This window comes from Nonomuraea sp. NPDC002799, assembly GCF_053592075.1.
In genome coordinates this window covers 276,988-294,170 of sequence record NZ_JBSFVA010000008.1, presented here as the reverse complement: position 1 = coordinate 294,170, position 17,183 = coordinate 276,988, and the positions used below count along the sequence as shown (strand labels likewise).

Annotated in this window: 22 protein-coding genes; 4 read left to right on the top strand and 18 right to left on the bottom strand. The window is 67.9% G+C overall.

The features are described 5' to 3' along the window. The 3 genes from ACWD0F_RS18365 to ACWD0F_RS18355 form a co-directional block, all read right to left on the bottom strand. Window positions 1-201: hypothetical protein (locus ACWD0F_RS18365; protein ID WP_449876828.1), on the bottom strand; the 201-nt coding region annotated here is incomplete at its 3' end. A gap of 202 nt (window positions 202-403) precedes the next feature. Beyond that, complete coding sequence (locus ACWD0F_RS18360) at window positions 404-1,108, bottom strand: alpha/beta hydrolase (RefSeq protein WP_449876826.1); 705 nt, start codon at window positions 1,106-1,108, stop codon at window positions 404-406. A 10-nt stretch (window positions 1,109-1,118) separates the two neighbouring features. Then, a complete protein-coding gene (locus tag ACWD0F_RS18355; protein ID WP_449876824.1) occupies window positions 1,119-1,409 on the bottom strand; it encodes an ATP/GTP-binding protein in 291 nt (96 codons plus the stop codon). An 86-nt stretch (window positions 1,410-1,495) separates the two neighbouring features. Here ACWD0F_RS18355 and nucS point away from each other — a divergent pair, with 86 nt between their 5' ends. The 3 genes from nucS to ACWD0F_RS18340 all read left to right on the top strand — a co-directional run bounded on the left by nucS (window position 1,496) and on the right by ACWD0F_RS18340 (window position 4,491). Then, complete coding sequence (gene nucS, locus ACWD0F_RS18350; protein ID WP_449876822.1) at window positions 1,496-2,158, top strand: endonuclease NucS; 663 nt, start codon at window positions 1,496-1,498, stop codon at window positions 2,156-2,158. A gap of 179 nt (window positions 2,159-2,337) precedes the next feature. Continuing rightward, complete coding sequence (locus ACWD0F_RS18345; RefSeq protein ID WP_449876820.1) at window positions 2,338-3,810, top strand: aldehyde dehydrogenase family protein; 1,473 nt, start codon at window positions 2,338-2,340, stop codon at window positions 3,808-3,810. Between the two features lie 144 nt (window positions 3,811-3,954). Beyond that, window positions 3,955-4,491 carry a TetR/AcrR family transcriptional regulator gene (locus ACWD0F_RS18340; RefSeq protein WP_449876818.1) on the top strand — a complete coding sequence of 179 codons (537 nt, stop codon included), beginning with the start codon at window positions 3,955-3,957 and terminating at the stop codon, window positions 4,489-4,491. Between the two features lie 172 nt (window positions 4,492-4,663). Here ACWD0F_RS18340 and ACWD0F_RS18335 read toward each other — a convergent pair whose 3' ends face one another. The 4 genes from ACWD0F_RS18335 to ACWD0F_RS18320 are packed head-to-tail and all read right to left on the bottom strand — an operon-like array spanning window position 4,664 to window position 8,204. After that, a complete protein-coding gene (locus tag ACWD0F_RS18335; protein ID WP_449876816.1) occupies window positions 4,664-4,981 on the bottom strand; it encodes an STAS domain-containing protein in 318 nt (105 codons plus the stop codon). 53 nt (window positions 4,982-5,034) lie between these two features. Further along, entirely contained in the window at window positions 5,035-6,201 is a 1,167-nt protein-coding gene (locus ACWD0F_RS18330) for a sensor histidine kinase (RefSeq protein ID WP_449876814.1), read from the bottom strand. Beyond that, window positions 6,202-7,311 carry an ABC transporter permease gene (locus ACWD0F_RS18325; protein WP_449876813.1) on the bottom strand — a complete coding sequence of 370 codons (1,110 nt, stop codon included), beginning with the start codon at window positions 7,309-7,311 and terminating at the stop codon, window positions 6,202-6,204. After that, window positions 7,308-8,204 carry an ABC transporter ATP-binding protein gene (locus ACWD0F_RS18320; protein ID WP_449876811.1) on the bottom strand — a complete coding sequence of 299 codons (897 nt, stop codon included), beginning with the start codon at window positions 8,202-8,204 and terminating at the stop codon, window positions 7,308-7,310. Before ACWD0F_RS18320 ends, ACWD0F_RS18325 begins: the two co-directional genes overlap by 4 nt. A 127-nt stretch (window positions 8,205-8,331) precedes the next feature. Between ACWD0F_RS18320 and ACWD0F_RS18315 the strand changes: the two genes are divergently transcribed. Then, entirely contained in the window at window positions 8,332-8,922 is a 591-nt protein-coding gene (locus ACWD0F_RS18315) for a cob(I)yrinic acid a,c-diamide adenosyltransferase (RefSeq protein WP_449876809.1), read from the top strand. A 62-nt stretch (window positions 8,923-8,984) separates the two neighbouring features. Here the strand turns inward: ACWD0F_RS18315 and ACWD0F_RS18310 are convergent, their stop codons facing one another. The 11 genes from ACWD0F_RS18310 to ACWD0F_RS18260 form a co-directional block, all read right to left on the bottom strand. Further along, window positions 8,985-9,365: a DUF2550 domain-containing protein gene (locus ACWD0F_RS18310; protein WP_449876807.1), complete on the bottom strand. Its 381-nt coding sequence runs from the start codon at window positions 9,363-9,365 to the stop codon at window positions 8,985-8,987. A 29-nt stretch (window positions 9,366-9,394) separates the two neighbouring features. Beyond that, window positions 9,395-9,796: a F0F1 ATP synthase subunit epsilon gene (locus ACWD0F_RS18305; RefSeq protein ID WP_449876805.1), complete on the bottom strand. Its 402-nt coding sequence runs from the start codon at window positions 9,794-9,796 to the stop codon at window positions 9,395-9,397. 68 nt (window positions 9,797-9,864) lie between these two features. Next, window positions 9,865-11,310, bottom strand: coding sequence for a F0F1 ATP synthase subunit beta (gene atpD / locus ACWD0F_RS18300; protein ID WP_449876803.1), 1,446 nt, complete (start codon window positions 11,308-11,310; stop codon window positions 9,865-9,867). Between the two features lies 1 nt (window position 11,311). Next, entirely contained in the window at window positions 11,312-12,214 is a 903-nt protein-coding gene (locus ACWD0F_RS18295; RefSeq protein ID WP_449876801.1) for a F0F1 ATP synthase subunit gamma, read from the bottom strand. A 3-nt stretch (window positions 12,215-12,217) separates the two neighbouring features. Further along, entirely contained in the window at window positions 12,218-13,867 is a 1,650-nt protein-coding gene (gene atpA, locus ACWD0F_RS18290) for a F0F1 ATP synthase subunit alpha (RefSeq protein WP_449876799.1), read from the bottom strand. Window positions 13,868-13,890: 23 nt separating this feature from the next. Continuing rightward, window positions 13,891-14,700, bottom strand: coding sequence for a F0F1 ATP synthase subunit delta (locus ACWD0F_RS18285; RefSeq protein WP_449876797.1), 810 nt, complete (start codon window positions 14,698-14,700; stop codon window positions 13,891-13,893). Next, on the bottom strand, window positions 14,700-15,254 hold the full coding sequence (locus tag ACWD0F_RS18280; protein ID WP_449876795.1) for a F0F1 ATP synthase subunit B: 555 nt from the start codon (window positions 15,252-15,254) through the stop codon (window positions 14,700-14,702). Before ACWD0F_RS18280 ends, ACWD0F_RS18285 begins: the two co-directional genes overlap by 1 nt. Before the next feature lie 28 nt (window positions 15,255-15,282). Beyond that, complete coding sequence (gene atpE, locus ACWD0F_RS18275) at window positions 15,283-15,513, bottom strand: ATP synthase F0 subunit C (RefSeq protein WP_357829968.1); 231 nt, start codon at window positions 15,511-15,513, stop codon at window positions 15,283-15,285. 71 nt (window positions 15,514-15,584) lie between these two features. Further along, window positions 15,585-16,382 (bottom strand): F0F1 ATP synthase subunit A, encoded by a 798-nt coding sequence (gene atpB, locus ACWD0F_RS18270; protein WP_449876793.1) that lies wholly within the window; start codon window positions 16,380-16,382, stop codon window positions 15,585-15,587. A gap of 67 nt (window positions 16,383-16,449) precedes the next feature. Continuing rightward, window positions 16,450-16,665, bottom strand: coding sequence for an AtpZ/AtpI family protein (locus tag ACWD0F_RS18265; protein ID WP_449876791.1), 216 nt, complete (start codon window positions 16,663-16,665; stop codon window positions 16,450-16,452). 65 nt (window positions 16,666-16,730) lie between these two features. Then, entirely contained in the window at window positions 16,731-17,153 is a 423-nt protein-coding gene (locus ACWD0F_RS18260; protein WP_449876789.1) for a hypothetical protein, read from the bottom strand. Window positions 17,154-17,183: the final 30 nt, after the last annotated feature.

Genomic DNA, 17,183 nt, shown 5'->3' with positions numbered 1-17,183 from the left:
CGTGCCGTCAGGCTTGGCGAAGACCTGCCGGGTCTCACTGCGCATCGACTCGATCTCGACCGGCTGACCGGTGCGGCGGGCCGCCGCGACCGCGGCGCCCTCCGTCCCGGCCGGCGGAGCCACGACCGCCGGCACGGGATCCCGCGCCTCCGCCGCGGCGCCCGGCTGGGTCACCGCCAAGAACGTGGTAATCAAAGCCATGATGAGCCCATGCACAACCCGCATACGTACCTCGCCCATGCCGAGCAGGGGTTACGCACGGGACCGGAGTGCCCGGCGTCTCCACGATCTTCGGTTGACGATCGGATTCTCACCCTCGTCAAGGGGGAGGTCCAGGGTTTTGTTCATTCTGCTCAAAAAAATTTTCGGGGTTCTGTCCCAGCCGTAAATAAATGCCAGAAGCTCAGATCTCCGTCGGCAGCGGCCACGCCTCGGGGTTGACGCGCTTGACGATCTCGTCCAGGGCGATGCGTACGTACGGCTCCCCCACCCACAGGTGCTTGGCCCCGTCCACCCCGATGACCTCGGCCTGCGGCACCCGCGAGAACCGCGCGCGGGCCTCCTCGGGCCGCAGGTAGTCGTCGAACTCGGGCACCAGCGCCACCAGCGGCCGGCCGAACCGCGCCCAGGCGTCCAGGTCCTCGTCGGTGGCCCTGTGGAGTGGCGGCGAGAGCAGGATCGCGCCCTCCACCAGCGGATCGTGGGCCCACTTGAGCGCCAGCTCGGACCCGAACGACCAGCCGACGACCCAGACGTGCGGCAGATCATGATATTCGGCATATTCCAGCGCCGCCGCGACGTCGTAGCGCTCGCCCTCTCCCCCGTCGAAGGCGCCCTCGGAGGTGCCGCGCTCGGAGGACGTGCCGCGCGTGTTGAAGCGCAGCACGGCGATGTCGGCGAGGGCGGGCAGGCGGTTGGCCGCCTTCTTGTAGACGTGGCTGTCCATGAAGCCGCCGTGGGTGGGCAGCGGATGGAGGGTGACCAGCGTCGCCACCGGCGGACGCTCGGGGGGCAGGGCCAGCTCGCCGACCAGGGTCAGGCCGTCGCCTGTGTGCAGGTCGACCGGCTCACGCCGGGCGGGCAGCACGGTCGCCGCGCGAATCTCCACATGGATCCCTTCAGTAACGGGTGCGGCCGGGACCGCGATCGAGTCTCTTACGCCAGCAGGCCGAATGCCAGTGGCGGCGTTCTTCGTCGCCGCCGGTCCAGTTGGGCCAGGCGACGATGTGCGGCTGGCTGCCGCTGATCTCCTGATCGCAACCGGGACATCGGTAGTTCTTGGGCGAGGAACCGCCTCTGAGCAGGCGAACCTTCCACTCGCCGTCGGGCCACTCCTCGACCTTGTCCGTGCCGGTGGGGAAGCCGAAAGGGCGGGAGGACTCCCTGCGGCGGGCGCGTCGGGGGCTCATCAACGCGACATGTCTTCCAACGCGGCCACTGCCACCGGTACGAACGCCATGCGTCCAGTTTTCCAGAGCCGCTAAGGTGGGTGGTCATGCGGCTGGTCATCGCGCGATGCAGCGTGGATTACATCGGACGGCTCACGGCACATCTGCCGATGGCGCCCAGGCTCGTCCTCATCAAGGCGGACGGCAGCGTGAGCATCCACGCCGACGACCGCGCGTTCAAGCCGCTCAACTGGATGAACCCGCCGTGCAAGCTCAAAGAGGACGGCGAGACCTGGACGGTCACCCACGGCAAGACCGGCGAGAAGCTGGTCCTGACCATGGCGGAGATCCTGCACGACTCCAGCCACGAGCTCGGCGTGGACCCCGGGCTGATCAAGGACGGCGTGGAGGCCCACCTGCAGGAGCTGCTCGCCGAGCACATCACGACGCTGGGCGCCGGCTACTCCCTGGTCCGCCGCGAGTACATGACGGCGATCGGCCCGGTCGACATCCTGTGCCGCGACGCGGTCGGGGCGACCGTGGCGGTGGAGATCAAGCGGCGGGGCGAGATCGACGGCGTGGAGCAGCTCACCCGCTACCTGGAGCTGCTCAACCGCGATCCGCTGTTGTCGCCGGTGCGGGGGGTGTTCGCGGCGCAGGAGATCAAGCCGCAGGCCCGCGTGCTCGCCACCGACCGCGGCATCGCGTGCGTCACGCTCGACTACCACGCCCTTCGCGGCATCGAGCCCGAGAACCCGACCCTGTTCTGATCTTTCACGCGCTGCCATGGCCGGCCACCCACCGCACGTGGCCGGTGGCCTTCCAGGGAAACGGCCGCTGACCCTTCAGTGGCCGGTCGCCGTGACGGGGCGCGCTGTGGGCCCCCCGCGGCGCTCGCGGCGCCGGGTCCACGCTAGTAAGCGACGGCTTACAGTTCTATCGTGACGGCATGACCACGGTGACGTTCGACTCACTCAATCCGGCTACCGGCGCCATCGTCGGGAGCCACCCCAAACAGTCCTCAGAGGCCGTGCACGAGGCCGTGGGGAGCGCGGACCGGGCGGCCGCTTGGTGGGGCGCCCTGGGCCACTCAGAGCGCCGCAGAAGGCTGCTCGACTACAAGGCCGTGCTCACCCAGAACCTTCGGGACCTCGTCAAGCTCGTGCACGAGGAGACGGGCAAGCCCACCGGCGACGCCACGCTGGAGATCGTGCTGGCGATCACCCATATCGACTGGGCGGCGCGGAACGCCGAGAAGGTGTTGCGGCGGCGCCGGGTGGCCAGCGGCATGATCGGGCTCAACCTGGCCGCCACCCTCGAATACCTGCCCCTGGGCGTCGTGGGCGTGATCGGCCCGTGGAACTACCCGGTCTTCACCCCCATGGGCTCGATCGCCTACGCGCTGGCCGCCGGCAACGCGGTCGTCTTCAAGCCCAGCGAGCTGACCCCCGGCATCGGGGTGCGGCTGGCGGAGCTGTTCAAGGAGTCGGTGCCCGAGCAGCCGGTGTTCCAGACCGTGACGGGACTGGGCGAGACCGGCGCGGCGCTGGCCGCCGATCCGCGGGTCAGGAAGGTGGCGTTCACCGGGTCGACGGCGACCGCCAAGCGGGTCATGGCGGCCTGCGCCGAGAACCTCACCCCGATGGTGGCCGAGTGCGGCGGCAAGGACGCCTTCATCGTGGACGCCGACGCCGACCTCGCGGCCGCCGCCGACGCCTGCCTGTGGGGCGCGATGTCCAACGCGGGCCAGACGTGCGTGGGCGTCGAACGCGTCTATGTCGTGGACGCCGTCTATGAAACTTTCATGCGGGAGTTGTCCGAGCGGGTGTCGACGGTGCGGGCCGGCGAGGACTACGGCCCGATCACGATGCCCGGCCAGGTGGACATCATCCGGCGGCACATCGACGACGCCACCAAGTCGGGCCGGGTGGTGGCCGGCGGCACGGACCCGGTGCGAGCGCCGTACGTGGATCCGGTGATCGTCGAGGACGTGCCCGAGGATTCCCCGGCGGTGCGCGAGGAGACGTTCGGCCCGACCATCACCGTCCGCCGCACCCGCGACGCGCAGGAGGCGCTGGAGCTGGCCAACGCCTCGGCGTACGGCCTGGGCGGCACCGTCTTCTCGCGCAACGCGCGCCGGGCGACGGAGCTGGCCCGCATGATGCGCAGCGGAATGACGGCCGTGAACTCGGTCATCTCCTTCGCCGGAGTGCCGGCCCTGCCGTTCGGCGGAATCGGCGATTCCGGGTTCGGGCGTATCCACGGAGCGGACGGCCTGCGCGAGTTCGCCCGCCCCAAAGCCATCTCCCGCCAGCGCTTCGCCATGCCGGGGATGAACCTCACATCGTTCCGCAGAGGGCCCGCGGAGGTTGAGCGGCTGATCAGGCTTGTCACGTTCTTGCACGGCCGACGTAAAAGATAATCTTCCTGCCCTTTCCCAAAACCGATCATCCGTCCATAATTGTGTGCTCTGGGGGCCACGATCATGTTGGACGGGTGGAATGTGAACCGGTCTTACCGGGGAATGTCGGCTGAGCAAAGGCTGGCGGACAGACGCGAGCGGCTGATGACAGCCGCGTACACGCTATACGCGAAGCCGGGATTCGCGGCTACGACGATCGAAAGGTTGTGCTCGGAGGCGCGGATCTCCAACCGCGCCTTCTACGAATGTTTCGGGGGGCGAGAGGAGCTGCTTCAGGCGTTGCACGAGCGCTGCGTGGACGAAAGCCTGGCCGTCGTGGCCAAAGCGTTACAGGACGCGCCGAGCACCCTTGACGATCGCGTCAAGGCCGGGATTCGCGCCTATATCGAGTTCACCACGGCCGACTGGCGGCGGGCGCGCATCATGCACGTCGAGGTACGCAGATCAGGCGATGTCCTGACGCTGTCCCGCCAGCGCGCCATCGGAGCATTCGCACGGCTCGTGGAGGACGCCTCGGCGGATTTCCCGCTGGACCCTCCGCGCAATCGGCGGCTGTTGGCGCTGGGCGCCATTGGGGCGTTACAGGAGTTGCTGATCGAATGGCTGCACGCGGAACCGCAACCGGAGATCGACGAACTGGTGGAGGTGGCCGTGCACATCTTCTCCAGGAGCCTGCGGTAAACGAGTGATGGCGTGATGACCTAGCGTCATCGGTCCGGTCCTGACGAACACCGCGCATAAACCACATTCGCGGCTGTATTCAGCGCCATAGCGCGCCATCCGAAATCTAGATTTTGTCTAAGTCGAGAAAGAGCGGGCAACGGCCGATCGTTGCCCGCTCCGATATGTCACATCAGGCCACCGCGGCTGCGGGAACCTCCACGTGCAGCACCCGATTCAGCCGGGTCACCGCCAGTATCCGCATGATCCGCGGGGGCACCCCCCGAAGAACGAGGCGGCGTTGCCCGCTCAGCGCGCGCCGATGAGCGCCCACGAGCACCCCGAGACCGGTCGCGTCGATCATCTCCAGCTCGGAGAGATCCAGGATCAGGTCGTCGTCACCGGAGTCGAGCGCCTTGTGCAGCCGCTCGCGCACCCCGGCCGACGTGCCGGCGTCGAGCCGGGCGCCGATCCGCACCGCCTCGGCCCGCGGATTGCCCCGGACGCGCATGCCACCTCCTCAGTTGACGCTAGCGGCGGGCCGCAGCCCTCCGCTTTACTCCCCTACCCACCAATCGGGAGGGACACGACTGCCTTGAGCAGGAACTCTCCATCATCCGTCCGATGGGCGGCGACCCTGCCGCCCACCGCGGCCAAGCGCTCACCCATGACGGCCAGCCCGTTGCCCGGGTCGCCGGCCTTTCGCCGGGCCGCTCCATCGTTGCGCACACTCAGCTCCGCCTCACGATCGGTGAAACGGATCGTGATGTCGCAGAAGGTCGCGGTGCTGTGCTTCAGCACGTTGGTCACCGCCTCGCGGGCGGCGTAGGCGAACACCGGCGCCACCCCATCGGGCAGGTCACGGTAGGGAAGGTGAACGTCGCAGCGGACTCCGGCTGCTTCGAGCACCCCCTTTACGCTATTCAACTCCGTGGGCAAGTCAAGTTCGCGATAACCGCGCACGGCCTCCCGCAGGTCCTTGAGCGCCTGCCTGGTCAGCGTGTTCACCTCGGTCATCTCGGCCTTTGCCGCCGTGGCGCCGGCGTCCGACAGCCGGATCGCGAGCTGGGTCTTGACGGCGATGGCCGAGAGCTGGTGCCCCACGAGGTCGTGCAGGTCGCGGGCGAAGCGCAGCCGCTCCTCGGCCACCGCCAGCCGGGTGTGCGCCTCGCGGCCCTCATGGGCCTCCACAGCCAGGACCCAGATCCACATGAGCATCCGGTTGCCCTGGGGCAGGAGGGCGCACCAGGCCGCGTACGCCACGGCGTAGAGGACCAGGGCCTCGGTGTCGGCGAGGTCGGTGGCCAGCAGGGTGTTCCCCGTCACCACCGGCAACCCGCAGAGCGCCATGGCGACCACGAACGTCCCGGCCGCCAGGAGGTGGGCCGTGCGCTTGGGGACCTCAAGCGTCGCGAGGGACAACCAGCACATGAGCACGAATCCGAAGCCGACCGGCTCCGCCCCGCCCAGCGCCGCAGCCAGCACGGCGAGGACCGCCGTCATCACCACGTTCCCGGTGGGATAACGGCGGTCCAGCAGGGCGTTGATCATGCGCAGGCAGCGCTCGGTGAAGGCGGCCGTGACGATCAGGGCGAGACCGAAGCGCCACCACTGCGGCCTTCCGTCGCCGTACGCCATCGCGCCCGAGGCGAGGACGCACACCCACATCATGACGACGATGGAGACCAGCAACTTCCAGGTGAGGCGCCGCGCTCGCTCGATCGGGTTCATCTATCGCGAGCGGAGGACGTCGCCGAGCTTCAGCCTGGCGCCCGTCCGCAACACGGCCCGCTCGTAGACCTTGGCGCCGAAGCTCAGCACCAGCAGCACGCCCAGCACCATCGCTCCCATGGAGGCCCCCACCTGCCACAGCGGCACCTCGGACGCGGCGCTCCGGACCGGCATGATCATCGCCGAGAACGGCGGGATGTACGACATGACCGTGGCCAGCGTGCCGGTGGGTTCGCTGGTGGCGTAGAAGGCGATGAAGTAGGTGATCATGATCAGCATGGTCAGCGGCGACAACACGCTGCCGACCTCCTCCTGGCGCGAGACCAGCGACCCGAACGCGGCCGACAGCGTGGCGAAGAAGGCGTAGCCCAGCACGAACCACACCAGCACCCCTGCCACCAGCCCCGGCATACCGGGCGGGAAGTCGGCGGCCAGGCCGGAGACCAGCGCCGAGCTGAGCCCGACCACCAGGATCGTGACCAGGTTGATCAGGCCGAGCGCGCCCAGCCCGAGGATCTTGCCGCCGAGCAGTTGCCACGGCCGCAACGTGGAGAGCAGGATCTCCACGATCCGGCTGCCCTTCTCCTCCACCACGCCCATGGCGACCATCATGACCTGGCTGATGAGCAGCATGAAGAGCAGCAGGACGAGCACCACGGCGATCCCGGTGCGCGCGGCCTGGTAACGCGTGTCGGCGCCCACCGACTCCATCCGCAGCGGCGGGATCGACACGCCGGCGGCGCCCAGCTTCGCCTCCCTGTTGACGCTCTGCATGATCACGCCGAGCTCGGTCTCGATCTCGCCGTCCGTGATCACCTTGACGCCGTCGATCAGCACCGCGTCCACGTCGCCCGCCAGCACGGCGGCCTTGGCCGCGGCCTCGTCGCGGAAGGAACGCCACTCGAACTGCGCGTCCGGCGCGGCGGCCTGGAGCGGAAGCTGCTGGGAGTTGACGGTGCCGAGCTGGTAGATGTCGGGTCCGTCGAACACCTTGGGCGCGAACGGCACCACCGCCACCAGCACGGCCATGACGAGCAAGCCGATCAGGAACGCCTTCGTCCGCACCTGCGTGCTGAGCTCCCGCCGGGCGACCAGCATCAAACCGTTCACGCCACGGCCTCCTTGAAGATCTCGGTGAGGGTCGGCTGCTCGACCCCGAAGTGCTCGACGTGCCCCGCCTTCATGGCGCGGCGGAGGATCTCCTGGTCGTCGCCGCTCTCGGCACGCAGCACGTGCCGATCGCCGGTGACGGTGACCGTGCCGGCCAGCCCCTCGGCCCAGCCTGGCAGGGGATCGCGGACGACCACGCGCAGTGTGGTGCTCTCGGCCGCCCGCAGCTCGGCGACCGTGCCGGTGGCGACCATCCGGCCGGCCGAGACGATGCCGACCGAGTCGCACAACCGCTCGACCAGCTCAAGCTGGTGACTGGAGAAGATCACCGGAACGCCGCCCCTGCACCGCTCCTGCAGCACCGTGGCCAGCGCGTCCACCGCGATCGGGTCGAGCCCGGAGAACGGCTCGTCCAGGACCAGCACCTGCGGATCGTGCACCAGCGCCACGGCGAGCTGCACCCGCTGCTGGTTGCCCAGCGACAACGCCTGCACCGCGTCGGCCCTGCGCTCGGTGAGCCCGAGCCGCTCCAGCAGCTCGTCCGTGGCCTGCTTCGAGTCCGTCACGCTCAGCCCGTGCAGGCGGCCGAAATACTCGATCTGCTCGGCGACCCGCATCTTCTGGTACAGCCCGCGCTCCTCGGGCATGTAGCCGAACCGCTGGCGGGCGTCATAGGCCAGCGGCTTGCCCTGCCAGCTCACCGAGCCCGAGTCGGCCTGGAGCACGCCCATGACGATACGCATCGTCGTGGTCTTGCCCGCGCCGTTGGCGCCGACGAACCCGAACATCTCCCCCTGCCGCACCGTGAAACCGATCCCGTCCAGGGCGATCTTTCCGCCGGGAGAATCGGGGCCACCCGTGAAACGTTTGTGCAGGTCGCTGATCTCGAGCATCAGGTCCTCTCCTTCGTCATGGGTCAATGGTGGCTTTGGTGGCGTTCGTCCCGCCAGTCGTCGAAATCACGGGCCGGATATGGATGCCGCGTCCGTTCGCGATGACTTTTGTCATTACGCTGAAGCCATGACGCGCGCTGACAAGGACAAACCGGTCGTCCTCTCCCGCATCTACACCCGCACCGGCGACGACGGCACCACGACGCTGAGCGACATGAGCCGGGCGTCCAAGACCGATCCCCGGCTGGCGGCCTACGCCGACGTCGAGGAGGCCAACGCGCACCTGGGGGTCGCGCTGTCTCACGGCACCCTGCACGCCGACCTGGTCGGCGTGCTGATCCGCGTGCAGAACGAGCTGTTCGACCTGGGCGCCGACCTGGCCACACCCGTCGTGGCCGAGCCGGAGTTCCCGCCGCTGCGGGTGGAGCAGTCCTACATCGACTGGCTGGAGGAGCAGTGCGACCGCTTCAACGCCGATCTGGAGCCGCTGCGCAGCTTCATCCTCCCCGGCGGTGACCCCGCCACGGCGGCGCTGCACGTCGCCAGGGTCACGGTCCGCAGAGCCGAGCGCACGACGTGGGCGGCGCTCGACACGCACGACGACATGAACGAGCTGACCGCGAAATATCTCAACCGCCTGTCCGACCTGCTCTTCATCGCCTGCCGGATCGCCCACGGAGGCAACGAGATCCTCTGGAAGCCCGGCGGCACCCGCTAGACGACGCCAAGACAGACGCTGGACGACCCCACGACAGACGCTGGGCAACGCCGGAACAGATGCTAGGCGACGTCGAGATAGGCGCTGGGCGGCGCCGACTCCAGCCAGGCCAGAAACCCGGTCAGCGCGTCGGCGCTCATCGCGATGGACAGGGCCTGGCTGCTGCCCGCGAGGTCCACGGCGTAGAGACCGCCGTCGATCTCGCGACGGGCCGAAACGACGAGGCCGCGCCTCGCGATCGCGTGGCGCGGCCTCAGTCGCACACCCATGAGCGGGATCCAATGGAGCTCCCCGTCGGCATAGCGGGCTACCCCGCTCTGCCAGCCGCGGTCACCCACCCGCAGCCGACAGGGCATGTTCCCGCGTGAACGGGCCAGCATGACCCCGCGCAGGACCACAAGGGCGGCAAGTATCAGTACGAAAGTAAGAACCGTCGTGACCATGCCGCCCCCTGAGCCTGCCCTGATGGGTATTAAACCTCTTCGCCCGCCGCGCGCAGCCGAGCCCTCGCACGCTTGGCCTCGATCGCCGCGTCGGCGTCTTCCTGGTTGGCCTCGATCGAGGCCTGGGCCCGGTCGAGAGCGTCACGGGCAGCGGCGACGTCGACCTCGGAGCCGAGCTCGGCCACCTCGGCGAGCACGGAGACCTCGTTGTCGGCGACGGAGATGAAACCCCCGTGCACCGCCGCCGCGAGATCGCCCTCGCCCTCCCGCTTGATGCGCAGCACGCCGCCCTCGACGAGAACGCCGAGCACAGGTGCGTGTTGCGGCATAATACCGATCTCGCCGTCCACGGTCTTGGCAATCACCATGTCGGCCTCGCCCGACCAGATCTCACGCTCGGGTGAGACAACCCCTACGCGCAGCTTGGCCACTTGGGTTGGTTCCTTTCCGATCAGGTAGCGGTGCGGCCGTTCAGAGCCGCACCACTACCAGGGGCGACTTAGCGGCGCTCGAGTTCCTTGGCCTTGGCCACGGCCTGCTCGATGCCACCGACCATGAAGAACGCCTGCTCGGGCAGGTGGTCGTACTCACCGGCGCACAGGCCCTTGAAGGAGGCGATGGTCTCGTCCAGCGGGACGTTCTCGCCCGGCTGGCCGGTGAACGCCTCGGCGGCGTACATCGGGTGCGACAGGAAGCGCTCGATGCGGCGCGCCCGCTGCACGGTGACCTTGTCCTCTTCGGACAGCTCGTCGATACCGAGGATCGCGATGATGTCCTGGAGCTCGCGGTACTTCTGCAGGATCCGCTTGGTCTCCTGGGCCACCCGGTAGTGCTCCTCGCCCACGATCTGCGGGTCGAGGATCCGGGAGGAGGAGTCGAGCGGGTCCACCGCGGGGTAGATGCCCTTCTCCGAGATCGGCCGGGAGAGCACCGTCTGCGCGTCGAGGTGCGCGAACGCGTTGTGCGGGGCCGGGTCGGTGATGTCGTCGGCGGGCACGTAGATCGCCTGCATGGAGGTGATCGAGTGACCGCGCGTCGAGGTGATGCGCTCCTGGAGCACACCCATCTCGTCGGCCAGCGTCGGCTGGTAACCCACCGCGGACGGCATGCGGCCGAGGAGGGTGGAGACCTCCGAGCCCGCCTGCGTGAAGCGGAAGATGTTGTCGATGAACAGCAGCACGTCCTGCTTCTGCACGTCGCGGAAGTACTCCGCCATCGTCAGCGCGGACAGGGCCACCCGCAGACGGGTGCCCGGCGGCTCGTCCATCTGGCCGAAGACGAGCGCGGTGTCCTTGAGGACGTCCGCCTCGTCCATCTCCAGCCAGAGGTCGTTGCCCTCACGGGTGCGCTCGCCGACACCGGCGAACACCGAGGTGCCACCGAAGTTGCGGGCGACCCGGCGGATCATCTCCTGGATGAGAACCGTCTTGCCCACGCCGGCGCCGCCGAACAGGCCGATCTTCCCACCCTGCACGTACGGGGTGAGCAGGTCGATGACCTTGATGCCCGTGACGAGCATCTCGGTGCGCGACTCAAGCTGGTCGAACGGCGGGGACGGCCGGTGGATGCCCCACTTCTCGGTGATCTTGAGCGACGCGGTGGGCACGTCCAGCGACTCGCCCAGCGTGTTCCACACGTGGCCCTTGACGATGTCGCCGACGGGCACCGAGATCGGCGCGTCCGTGTCGGTGACCGGCGCACCGCGGACCAAGCCGTCGGTGGGCTGCATGGAGATGGCGCGTACCACGTTGTCACCCAGGTGCTGGGCGACCTCCATGGTCAGGAGCTTGGTTTCGCCGCCGAGAACGACCTCGACGGTGAGCGCGTTGTAGATGTCGGGCATCGCCTCGACGGGGAACTCCACGTCGACGACGGGCCCTTTGACGCTGGCCACGCGGCCGGCGGCCACGTGGGTTCCAACAGTGTCAACAGCCTCTGCAGTCATTTCACTCTTTCCCCGCTGCGGCGTCAGCGAGCGCGTTGGCGCCACCGACGATCTCGCTGATTTCCTGGGTGATCTCGGCCTGGCGAGCCTGGTTCATCTGCATGGTGAACACGCGGATCAGCTCGTTGGCGTTGTCCGTAGCCGACTTCATGGCGCGCCGCCGCGCGGCCTCCTCGGACGCGGCCGACTGCAGCAGCGCGGTGAAGATGCGGGACTCCACGTAGCGCGGCAGCAGCGACTCGAGCACGTCACCCGCGGTCGGCTCGAACTCGAAGTACGGCGGGATCGCGGTGGACTCCGTCGCCTCGGTCTCCTCGACCTCCAGCGGCAGAACCCGCTTGACCACGACGTTCTGGGTCAGCATCGAGACGAACTCGGTCGAGACGATGTGGATCTCGTCGATCCCGTTCTCGTCCTTGAACGACTCGATCAGCGTCTGCGCGATCTCCTTGGCGTCGGCGTAGGACGGCTTCCTGGAGAAGCCCACCCACTGACCGCCCATCTCCCGCTGGCGGAAGGTGTGCCAGGTGACACCCTTACGCCCGGTGACGAACGGCAGCACGCTCAGGCCACGGCTCTCCAGCAGCCCGCGCAGGGCCTCGGCCTCACGCAGGACGTTGGCGTTGAAGCCGCCGCAGAACCCGCTGTCGGAGGTGACGATGAGAACGCCCGCCTTGGTGGGGTTCTCCTTCGCCACGGTCAGCGGATGGTCGACGCTGGCGGCGTTGCTGACGACGCCCGTGACGGCGCGAGTGATCTCGCGCTCGTACGGCAACGCCGCCTGCATCCGCTGCTGCGCCCGCACGATCCGCGAGGATGCGATGAGCTCCTGGGCGCGCGTGATCTTGGCGGTCGACTTGACCGACTTGATCCGCCGCCGCAGCAGCCTTAGCTGGGCACCCATGACCTACTTCTCCGCCGCCGGACGGACGACCTTCTTGATCTTCTCCTGGCCGACCTCCCCGGCCTCCAGCGGAGCGACCGGCTCGTCCTTGACCAGCAGCTCGCCCGAGGACGTGGTGAAGGTCTTCTTGAACTCCGTGACGGCGTCCTTGAGAGTCGTGACCGTGTCGTCGTTCAGGTCGTTGGTCTCGCGGATGCTGTCGAGGATGCCCTTGTGCGCGCTCTGCAGGTAGTCGAGGAACTCCTGCTCGAAGCGGCGGACGTCCTCGACCGGGACGTCGTCGAGCTCACCGGTGGTGCCCGCCCAGACCGACACGACCATCCGCTCCACGGGGAAGGGCGCGTACTGCGGCTGGATGAGCAGCTCGGTCAGGCGCTGGCCGCGGTCGAGCTGGGCGCGGGAAGCCGCGTCCAGGTCGGAGGCGAAGGAGGCGAAGGCCTCCAGGTCGCGGTACTGCGACAGCGACAGGCGCAGCGTGCCGGCCACCTTCCGCATCGCCTTGACCTGGGCCGAACCACCGACTCGCGAGACCGAGATACCGACGTTGATGGCGGGCCGGATGCCCGCGTTGAAGTAGTCGGTCTCCAGGAAGCACTGGCCGTCGGTGATCGAGATGACGTTGGTCGGGATGAACGCCGACACGTCGTTGCCCTTGGTCTCGATGATCGGCAGACCGGTCATCGAGCCGCCGCCCAGGTCGTTGGAGAGCTTGGCGCAGCGCTCCAGCAGACGGGAGTGTAGGTAGAAGACGTCACCGGGGAACGCCTCGCGGCCCGGCGGGCGGCGAAGCAGCAGCGAGACGGCGCGGTAGGCGTCGGCCTGCTTGGTGAGGTCGTCGAAGATGATCAGAACGTGCTTGCCCTGGTACATCCAGTGCTGGCCGATGGCCGAACCGGTGTAAGGGGCGATGTACTTGTAGCCGGCGGGGTCGGACGCCGGGGCGGCGACGATCGTGGTGTACTCCAGGGCGCCGGCCTCTTCGAGACGGGAACGCACCTGGGCGATCGTCGAGCCCTTCTGGCCGACCGCGACGTAGACGCAGCGCACCTGCTTGTCGGGGTCACCCGAGGCCCAGTTGTCGCGCTGGTTGAGAATGGTGTCCACGGCGATCGCGGTCTTGCCGGTGCCACGGTCGCCGATGATCAGCTGACGCTGGCCGCGGCCGATCGGCGTCATGGCGTCGATCGCCTTGATGCCGGTCTGCAGCGGCTGCTTCACCGGCTGCCGCTGGACCACCGAGGGGGCCTGAAGTTCGAGGGCGCGCAGGCCCTCGGACTCGATGGCGCCCTTGCCGTCGAGCGGGTTACCGAGGGGGTCCACCACACGACCGAGGAAGTTGTCGCCGACCGGCACGGACAGGACCTCGCCTGTCCGGCGGACCGTCTGACCTTCCTCGACGTGGCTGAAGTCGCCCAGGACCACGACACCGATTTCGCGGGCGTCGAGGTTGAGTGCCAGTCCGCGCGTGCCGTCCTCGAACTCGAGCAGTTCGTTCGCCATCGCCGAGGGAAGGCCGGAGACATGGGCAATGCCGTCGCCGGCGTCGACGACGGTCCCGATCTCCTCGCGCGCGGCGCCTTCCGGTTCGTACGCCTGGACGAAGCGCTCAAGCGCGTCCCGGATCTCGTCCGGCCGGATCGTAAGCTCCGCCATCTCTACTCTGTCTCCCTATTCGCCTAGCCGGCCAACCGGCGGCGGACTTCTTCGATTCGTCCCACAATGGTGGTGTCGATGATCTCGTCGCCGATGCGGACCGAGAACCCACCGAGCACTCGTTTGTCCACCTCGACGTTCAGGTGCACGTCGCGGCCGTAGGAGGCACGCAGCCACGCCGCGAGGCGCTCCCGCTGTGCTCCGGTCAGCTCGACCGCGGTGCGCACCACCGCCACGAGGCGCTGGCGCTGCTGGGCCACGAGCTGCCCGACCTCTTCCAGACCTGTCTCCAGGCTACGCCCACGCGGGTGCACCACCAGCTGCGTGATGAGACGCAGGCTGGCCGGTGCGACCTTGTCGCCGAGCAGGTCGCGCAGCAGTTGCCGCTTGCCCTCCCCGGGCGCGCCCGCGTCGGCGAGCGCACGGCGCAGGGCGGGGTTGGCGGCGACGATACGGCCGAAGCGGAAGAGCTCGTCCTCCACCTCGTCGAGCCTGGACTGGCTCTCGGCCTCCGCGGACGCGGCGACGACGCCGAGTCGTTCGAGCACGTCGGCCAGGTCACCGCCGCGCGACCACTTCGCCGAGACCGCGGCCTCGACGGTGGTGACCGCCGACTCGCCGACCTTGCCTTCGAGCAGCGAGCGGACCATGGCCGCCTTCTGCTCGGCGGCCTTGGCCGGGTCGGACAGGGCCCGGCGCAGACCGTGCTCGCGGTCGAGCAGATCCGCGACCGCGAACAACTCGTCGGAGAGCGCGCCGAGGTCGGCACTGCCGGCCGCCGCGTTGAACCGCTCTTCGACTTCGGCCAGGGACCTTCTGCTCATACCGCGCATCAGCGCACCGCCTGTGCGTCGCTGTTCTCCAGCTCATCGAGGAACCGGTCCACGATGCGGCTCTGCCGGACCTCGTCCTCAAGCGACTCGCCGACGATGCGGCCGGCCAGATCGGTCGACAGGCGGCCGATCTCGGCGCGGAGCTGGGCGAACGCCGCCTGGCGGTCGGCCTCGATCTGCGCGTGCGCGGCCTCGACGAGACGGCGGGCCTCGGCCTGCGCCTCCTCGCGAAGCTCGGCCTTGATCTGCGCGGCCTGCTCGCGGGCCTCTTCGCGCAGCCTGGCGGCGTCGCGGCGGGCCTCTTCGAGCTTCTGCTGGAACTGCCGCTGCAGGGCCTGAGCCTCTGCCTGAGCCTCCTCCGCCCTCTTGATGCCGCCTTCGATGGCCTCGGTCCGCTCACCCAGCGTCTTCTGGATGCGCGGTACGAGGATCTTGCCGACGACGACGAGGACGACCAGGAACGCGAAGATACCGACGACGAGCTCGTACGTGTGCGGGATGAGCGGGTTGGCGCCCTCCTCCGCAGCAAGGAGCGTAGCTGCCATGTAAGTCATGAGCGCAGCCTTTCGTCAGAGGGGGGTATCAGATGCCCGAGAAGATGAACGGGGCAACCAGACCGAGCAGGGCCAGGGCCTCGGTGAGGACGAAGCCGAGGAGCATGTTCTGGCGGATCAGGCCGTACGCCTCCGGCTGGCGGGCGATGGCCTGCACGCCCTGACCGAAGATGATGCCGACGCCGATGCCGGGGCCGATGGCGGCAAGACCGTAACCGATGGCGGTGACGTTGCCGGAGACCTCAGCGAGAACGCTCATTGCTGTTATTCCTTTACTGGACGGCCGGTGAATCGGTGTCTCACCGGTCATGGATATTCCGGTAGTGGTTCTCAGTGCTCTGCGTGCAGCGAATTGCCGATGTACATCGAGGCGAGCATCGCGAACAGGAAGGCCTGCAGGAACTGGATGAAGATCTCGAAGGCCGTGAAGATGATCGTCATCAGCACGCCGACGACGCCCACACCCGCGCCCAGCGGGGTCAGCTTCTCGAACAGGAACCAGAAGCCGACCATGCTGAAGAACGCCAGCAACATGTGCCCGGCGAACATGTTGGCGAAGAGTCGGACCGCGTGCGTGAACGGCGCGATGATCAGGTTCGACAGGAACTCGATCGGGGCCAGCAGCACGTAGATGAACTTCGGCAGCCCCGGAGGGAACATCATGTTCTTGAAGTAACCGATCGGGCCCTGGTGCTTCACACCCAAGTAGACCTTGAGCACGTAGATCGAGAGCGCGAGCACCGCCGGGAAGGCGATGTGCGAGGCGACCGGGAACTGGAGCACCGGAATGACGCCCATGATGTTCCAGATGAAGACCAGGAAGAACAGCGTCAGCAGCAGGCCCATCCACCGGTCGGCGTCCTTGCCCAAGAAGGGCCGGGCGACCTGGTCGCGGACGAACATGTAGCCGTACTCGGCGACGTTCTGCACGCCTCTGGGGACGATCTTCGGGTTGGCGAAGGCCGCCCAGCAGAAGCCGATCACGATGACCGAGCTCAAAATGGCGAGGAGAACCGGCTTGGTGAACCAGTCGACCCCCGGGATGATCGGGGTAAAGGAGTTGAACAGCTCGTCAGGCGATGGGGCCCGGAACTGGTCTTCAGGAGCGAGGACCGTCAGCGCAGTCACGCGGCGTTCCCTTCAACGTCGTAGTGGATCACAAGAGTTTCCTCGGCGAGGTCTTCGCTGCGTGGGGCTAGCGGGAGAACTTCCGGTAGGCCAGGTAGCCGGCGAGCACCAGCCCCAGGACGATGCCTATGGGGAAGAACGCGGACATGACCAGCCACCGGTCCAGCAACCAGCCGATGCCTCCATAGATGGCCATCCCTGCGAGCAAGTAGCTGGGGATCGACCACATGGCGTCGGCGAAGTCGCGACCGTCTTCTTCCGGTCGGCGTTCTTGTGCGCTCATCGCGGCCCTGACGATAGCAGGCGAGTAGAGGACTAGTCATATCGGACCCCGTCCGTGTGCCGGCCTCATGAGTCGCCCTTGCCGGGGACATGGGCTTCGGGGTCGACATACAGGAGCTTGGTCTTCATGAAGGCGCGGACTTCGAAGCCGGTCCAGACGAGCGTGCCCACCACGACGGACCAGGCGAAAGCCTGAGTGTTCCAGACCGTGGTGTCACGGAAGGAGGCGAGCACGACCATGATGGCCACGACCTTGACGAGGTAGCTGACCATCGCGACGATCGCCATCATCTGCGGCGAGACGCGCGCGGCGTAGGACACCGCCACCACGCTGATGCTGAAGAAGACGCCGACGAGCAAAGTGCCGATGGCCGCACCGAGGGCTCCCTTGCCGCCTGCCAGCAGCAGGGCTACGAGCACGGCGACCACCCCAACCGCGAAGGTCGGAATCGCGGCGCTCTTGAGTACGCGCACGTCGTTGGCCTGCATCGGTGCTCCATCAGCATGTTATCAAGCGAG

What these genes read in the sequence shown, in the direction of transcription:
- ACWD0F_RS18265 (WP_449876791.1), bottom strand. Translation starts at nt 16,665, where the DNA reads ATGAGCGCACAAGAACGCCGACCGGAAGAAGACGGTCGCGACTTCGCC.
- atpD (WP_449876803.1), bottom strand. Translation starts at nt 11,310, where the DNA reads ATGACTGCAGAGGCTGTTGACACTGTTGGAACCCACGTGGCCGCCGGC.
- ACWD0F_RS18310 (WP_449876807.1), bottom strand. Translation starts at nt 9,365, where the DNA reads ATGGTCACGACGGTTCTTACTTTCGTACTGATACTTGCCGCCCTTGTG.
- ACWD0F_RS18320 (WP_449876811.1), bottom strand. Translation starts at nt 8,204, where the DNA reads ATGCTCGAGATCAGCGACCTGCACAAACGTTTCACGGGTGGCCCCGAT.
- ACWD0F_RS18285 (WP_449876797.1), bottom strand. Translation starts at nt 14,700, where the DNA reads ATGCGCGGTATGAGCAGAAGGTCCCTGGCCGAAGTCGAAGAGCGGTTC.
- ACWD0F_RS18315 (WP_449876809.1), top strand. Translation starts at nt 8,332, where the DNA reads ATGACGCGCGCTGACAAGGACAAACCGGTCGTCCTCTCCCGCATCTAC.
- ACWD0F_RS18295 (WP_449876801.1), bottom strand. Translation starts at nt 12,214, where the DNA reads ATGGGTGCCCAGCTAAGGCTGCTGCGGCGGCGGATCAAGTCGGTCAAG.
- ACWD0F_RS18260 (WP_449876789.1), bottom strand. Translation starts at nt 17,153, where the DNA reads ATGCAGGCCAACGACGTGCGCGTACTCAAGAGCGCCGCGATTCCGACC.
- atpE (WP_357829968.1), bottom strand. Translation starts at nt 15,513, where the DNA reads ATGAGCGTTCTCGCTGAGGTCTCCGGCAACGTCACCGCCATCGGTTAC.
- ACWD0F_RS18280 (WP_449876795.1), bottom strand. Translation starts at nt 15,254, where the DNA reads ATGACTTACATGGCAGCTACGCTCCTTGCTGCGGAGGAGGGCGCCAAC.
- ACWD0F_RS18330 (WP_449876814.1), bottom strand. Translation starts at nt 6,201, where the DNA reads ATGAACCCGATCGAGCGAGCGCGGCGCCTCACCTGGAAGTTGCTGGTC.
- ACWD0F_RS18335 (WP_449876816.1), bottom strand. Translation starts at nt 4,981, where the DNA reads ATGCGCGTCCGGGGCAATCCGCGGGCCGAGGCGGTGCGGATCGGCGCC.
- ACWD0F_RS18345 (WP_449876820.1), top strand. Translation starts at nt 2,338, where the DNA reads ATGACCACGGTGACGTTCGACTCACTCAATCCGGCTACCGGCGCCATC.
- ACWD0F_RS18355 (WP_449876824.1), bottom strand. Translation starts at nt 1,409, where the DNA reads ATGAGCCCCCGACGCGCCCGCCGCAGGGAGTCCTCCCGCCCTTTCGGC.
- atpA (WP_449876799.1), bottom strand. Translation starts at nt 13,867, where the DNA reads ATGGCGGAGCTTACGATCCGGCCGGACGAGATCCGGGACGCGCTTGAG.
- nucS (WP_449876822.1), top strand. Translation starts at nt 1,496, where the DNA reads ATGCGGCTGGTCATCGCGCGATGCAGCGTGGATTACATCGGACGGCTC.
- ACWD0F_RS18340 (WP_449876818.1), top strand. Translation starts at nt 3,955, where the DNA reads ATGACAGCCGCGTACACGCTATACGCGAAGCCGGGATTCGCGGCTACG.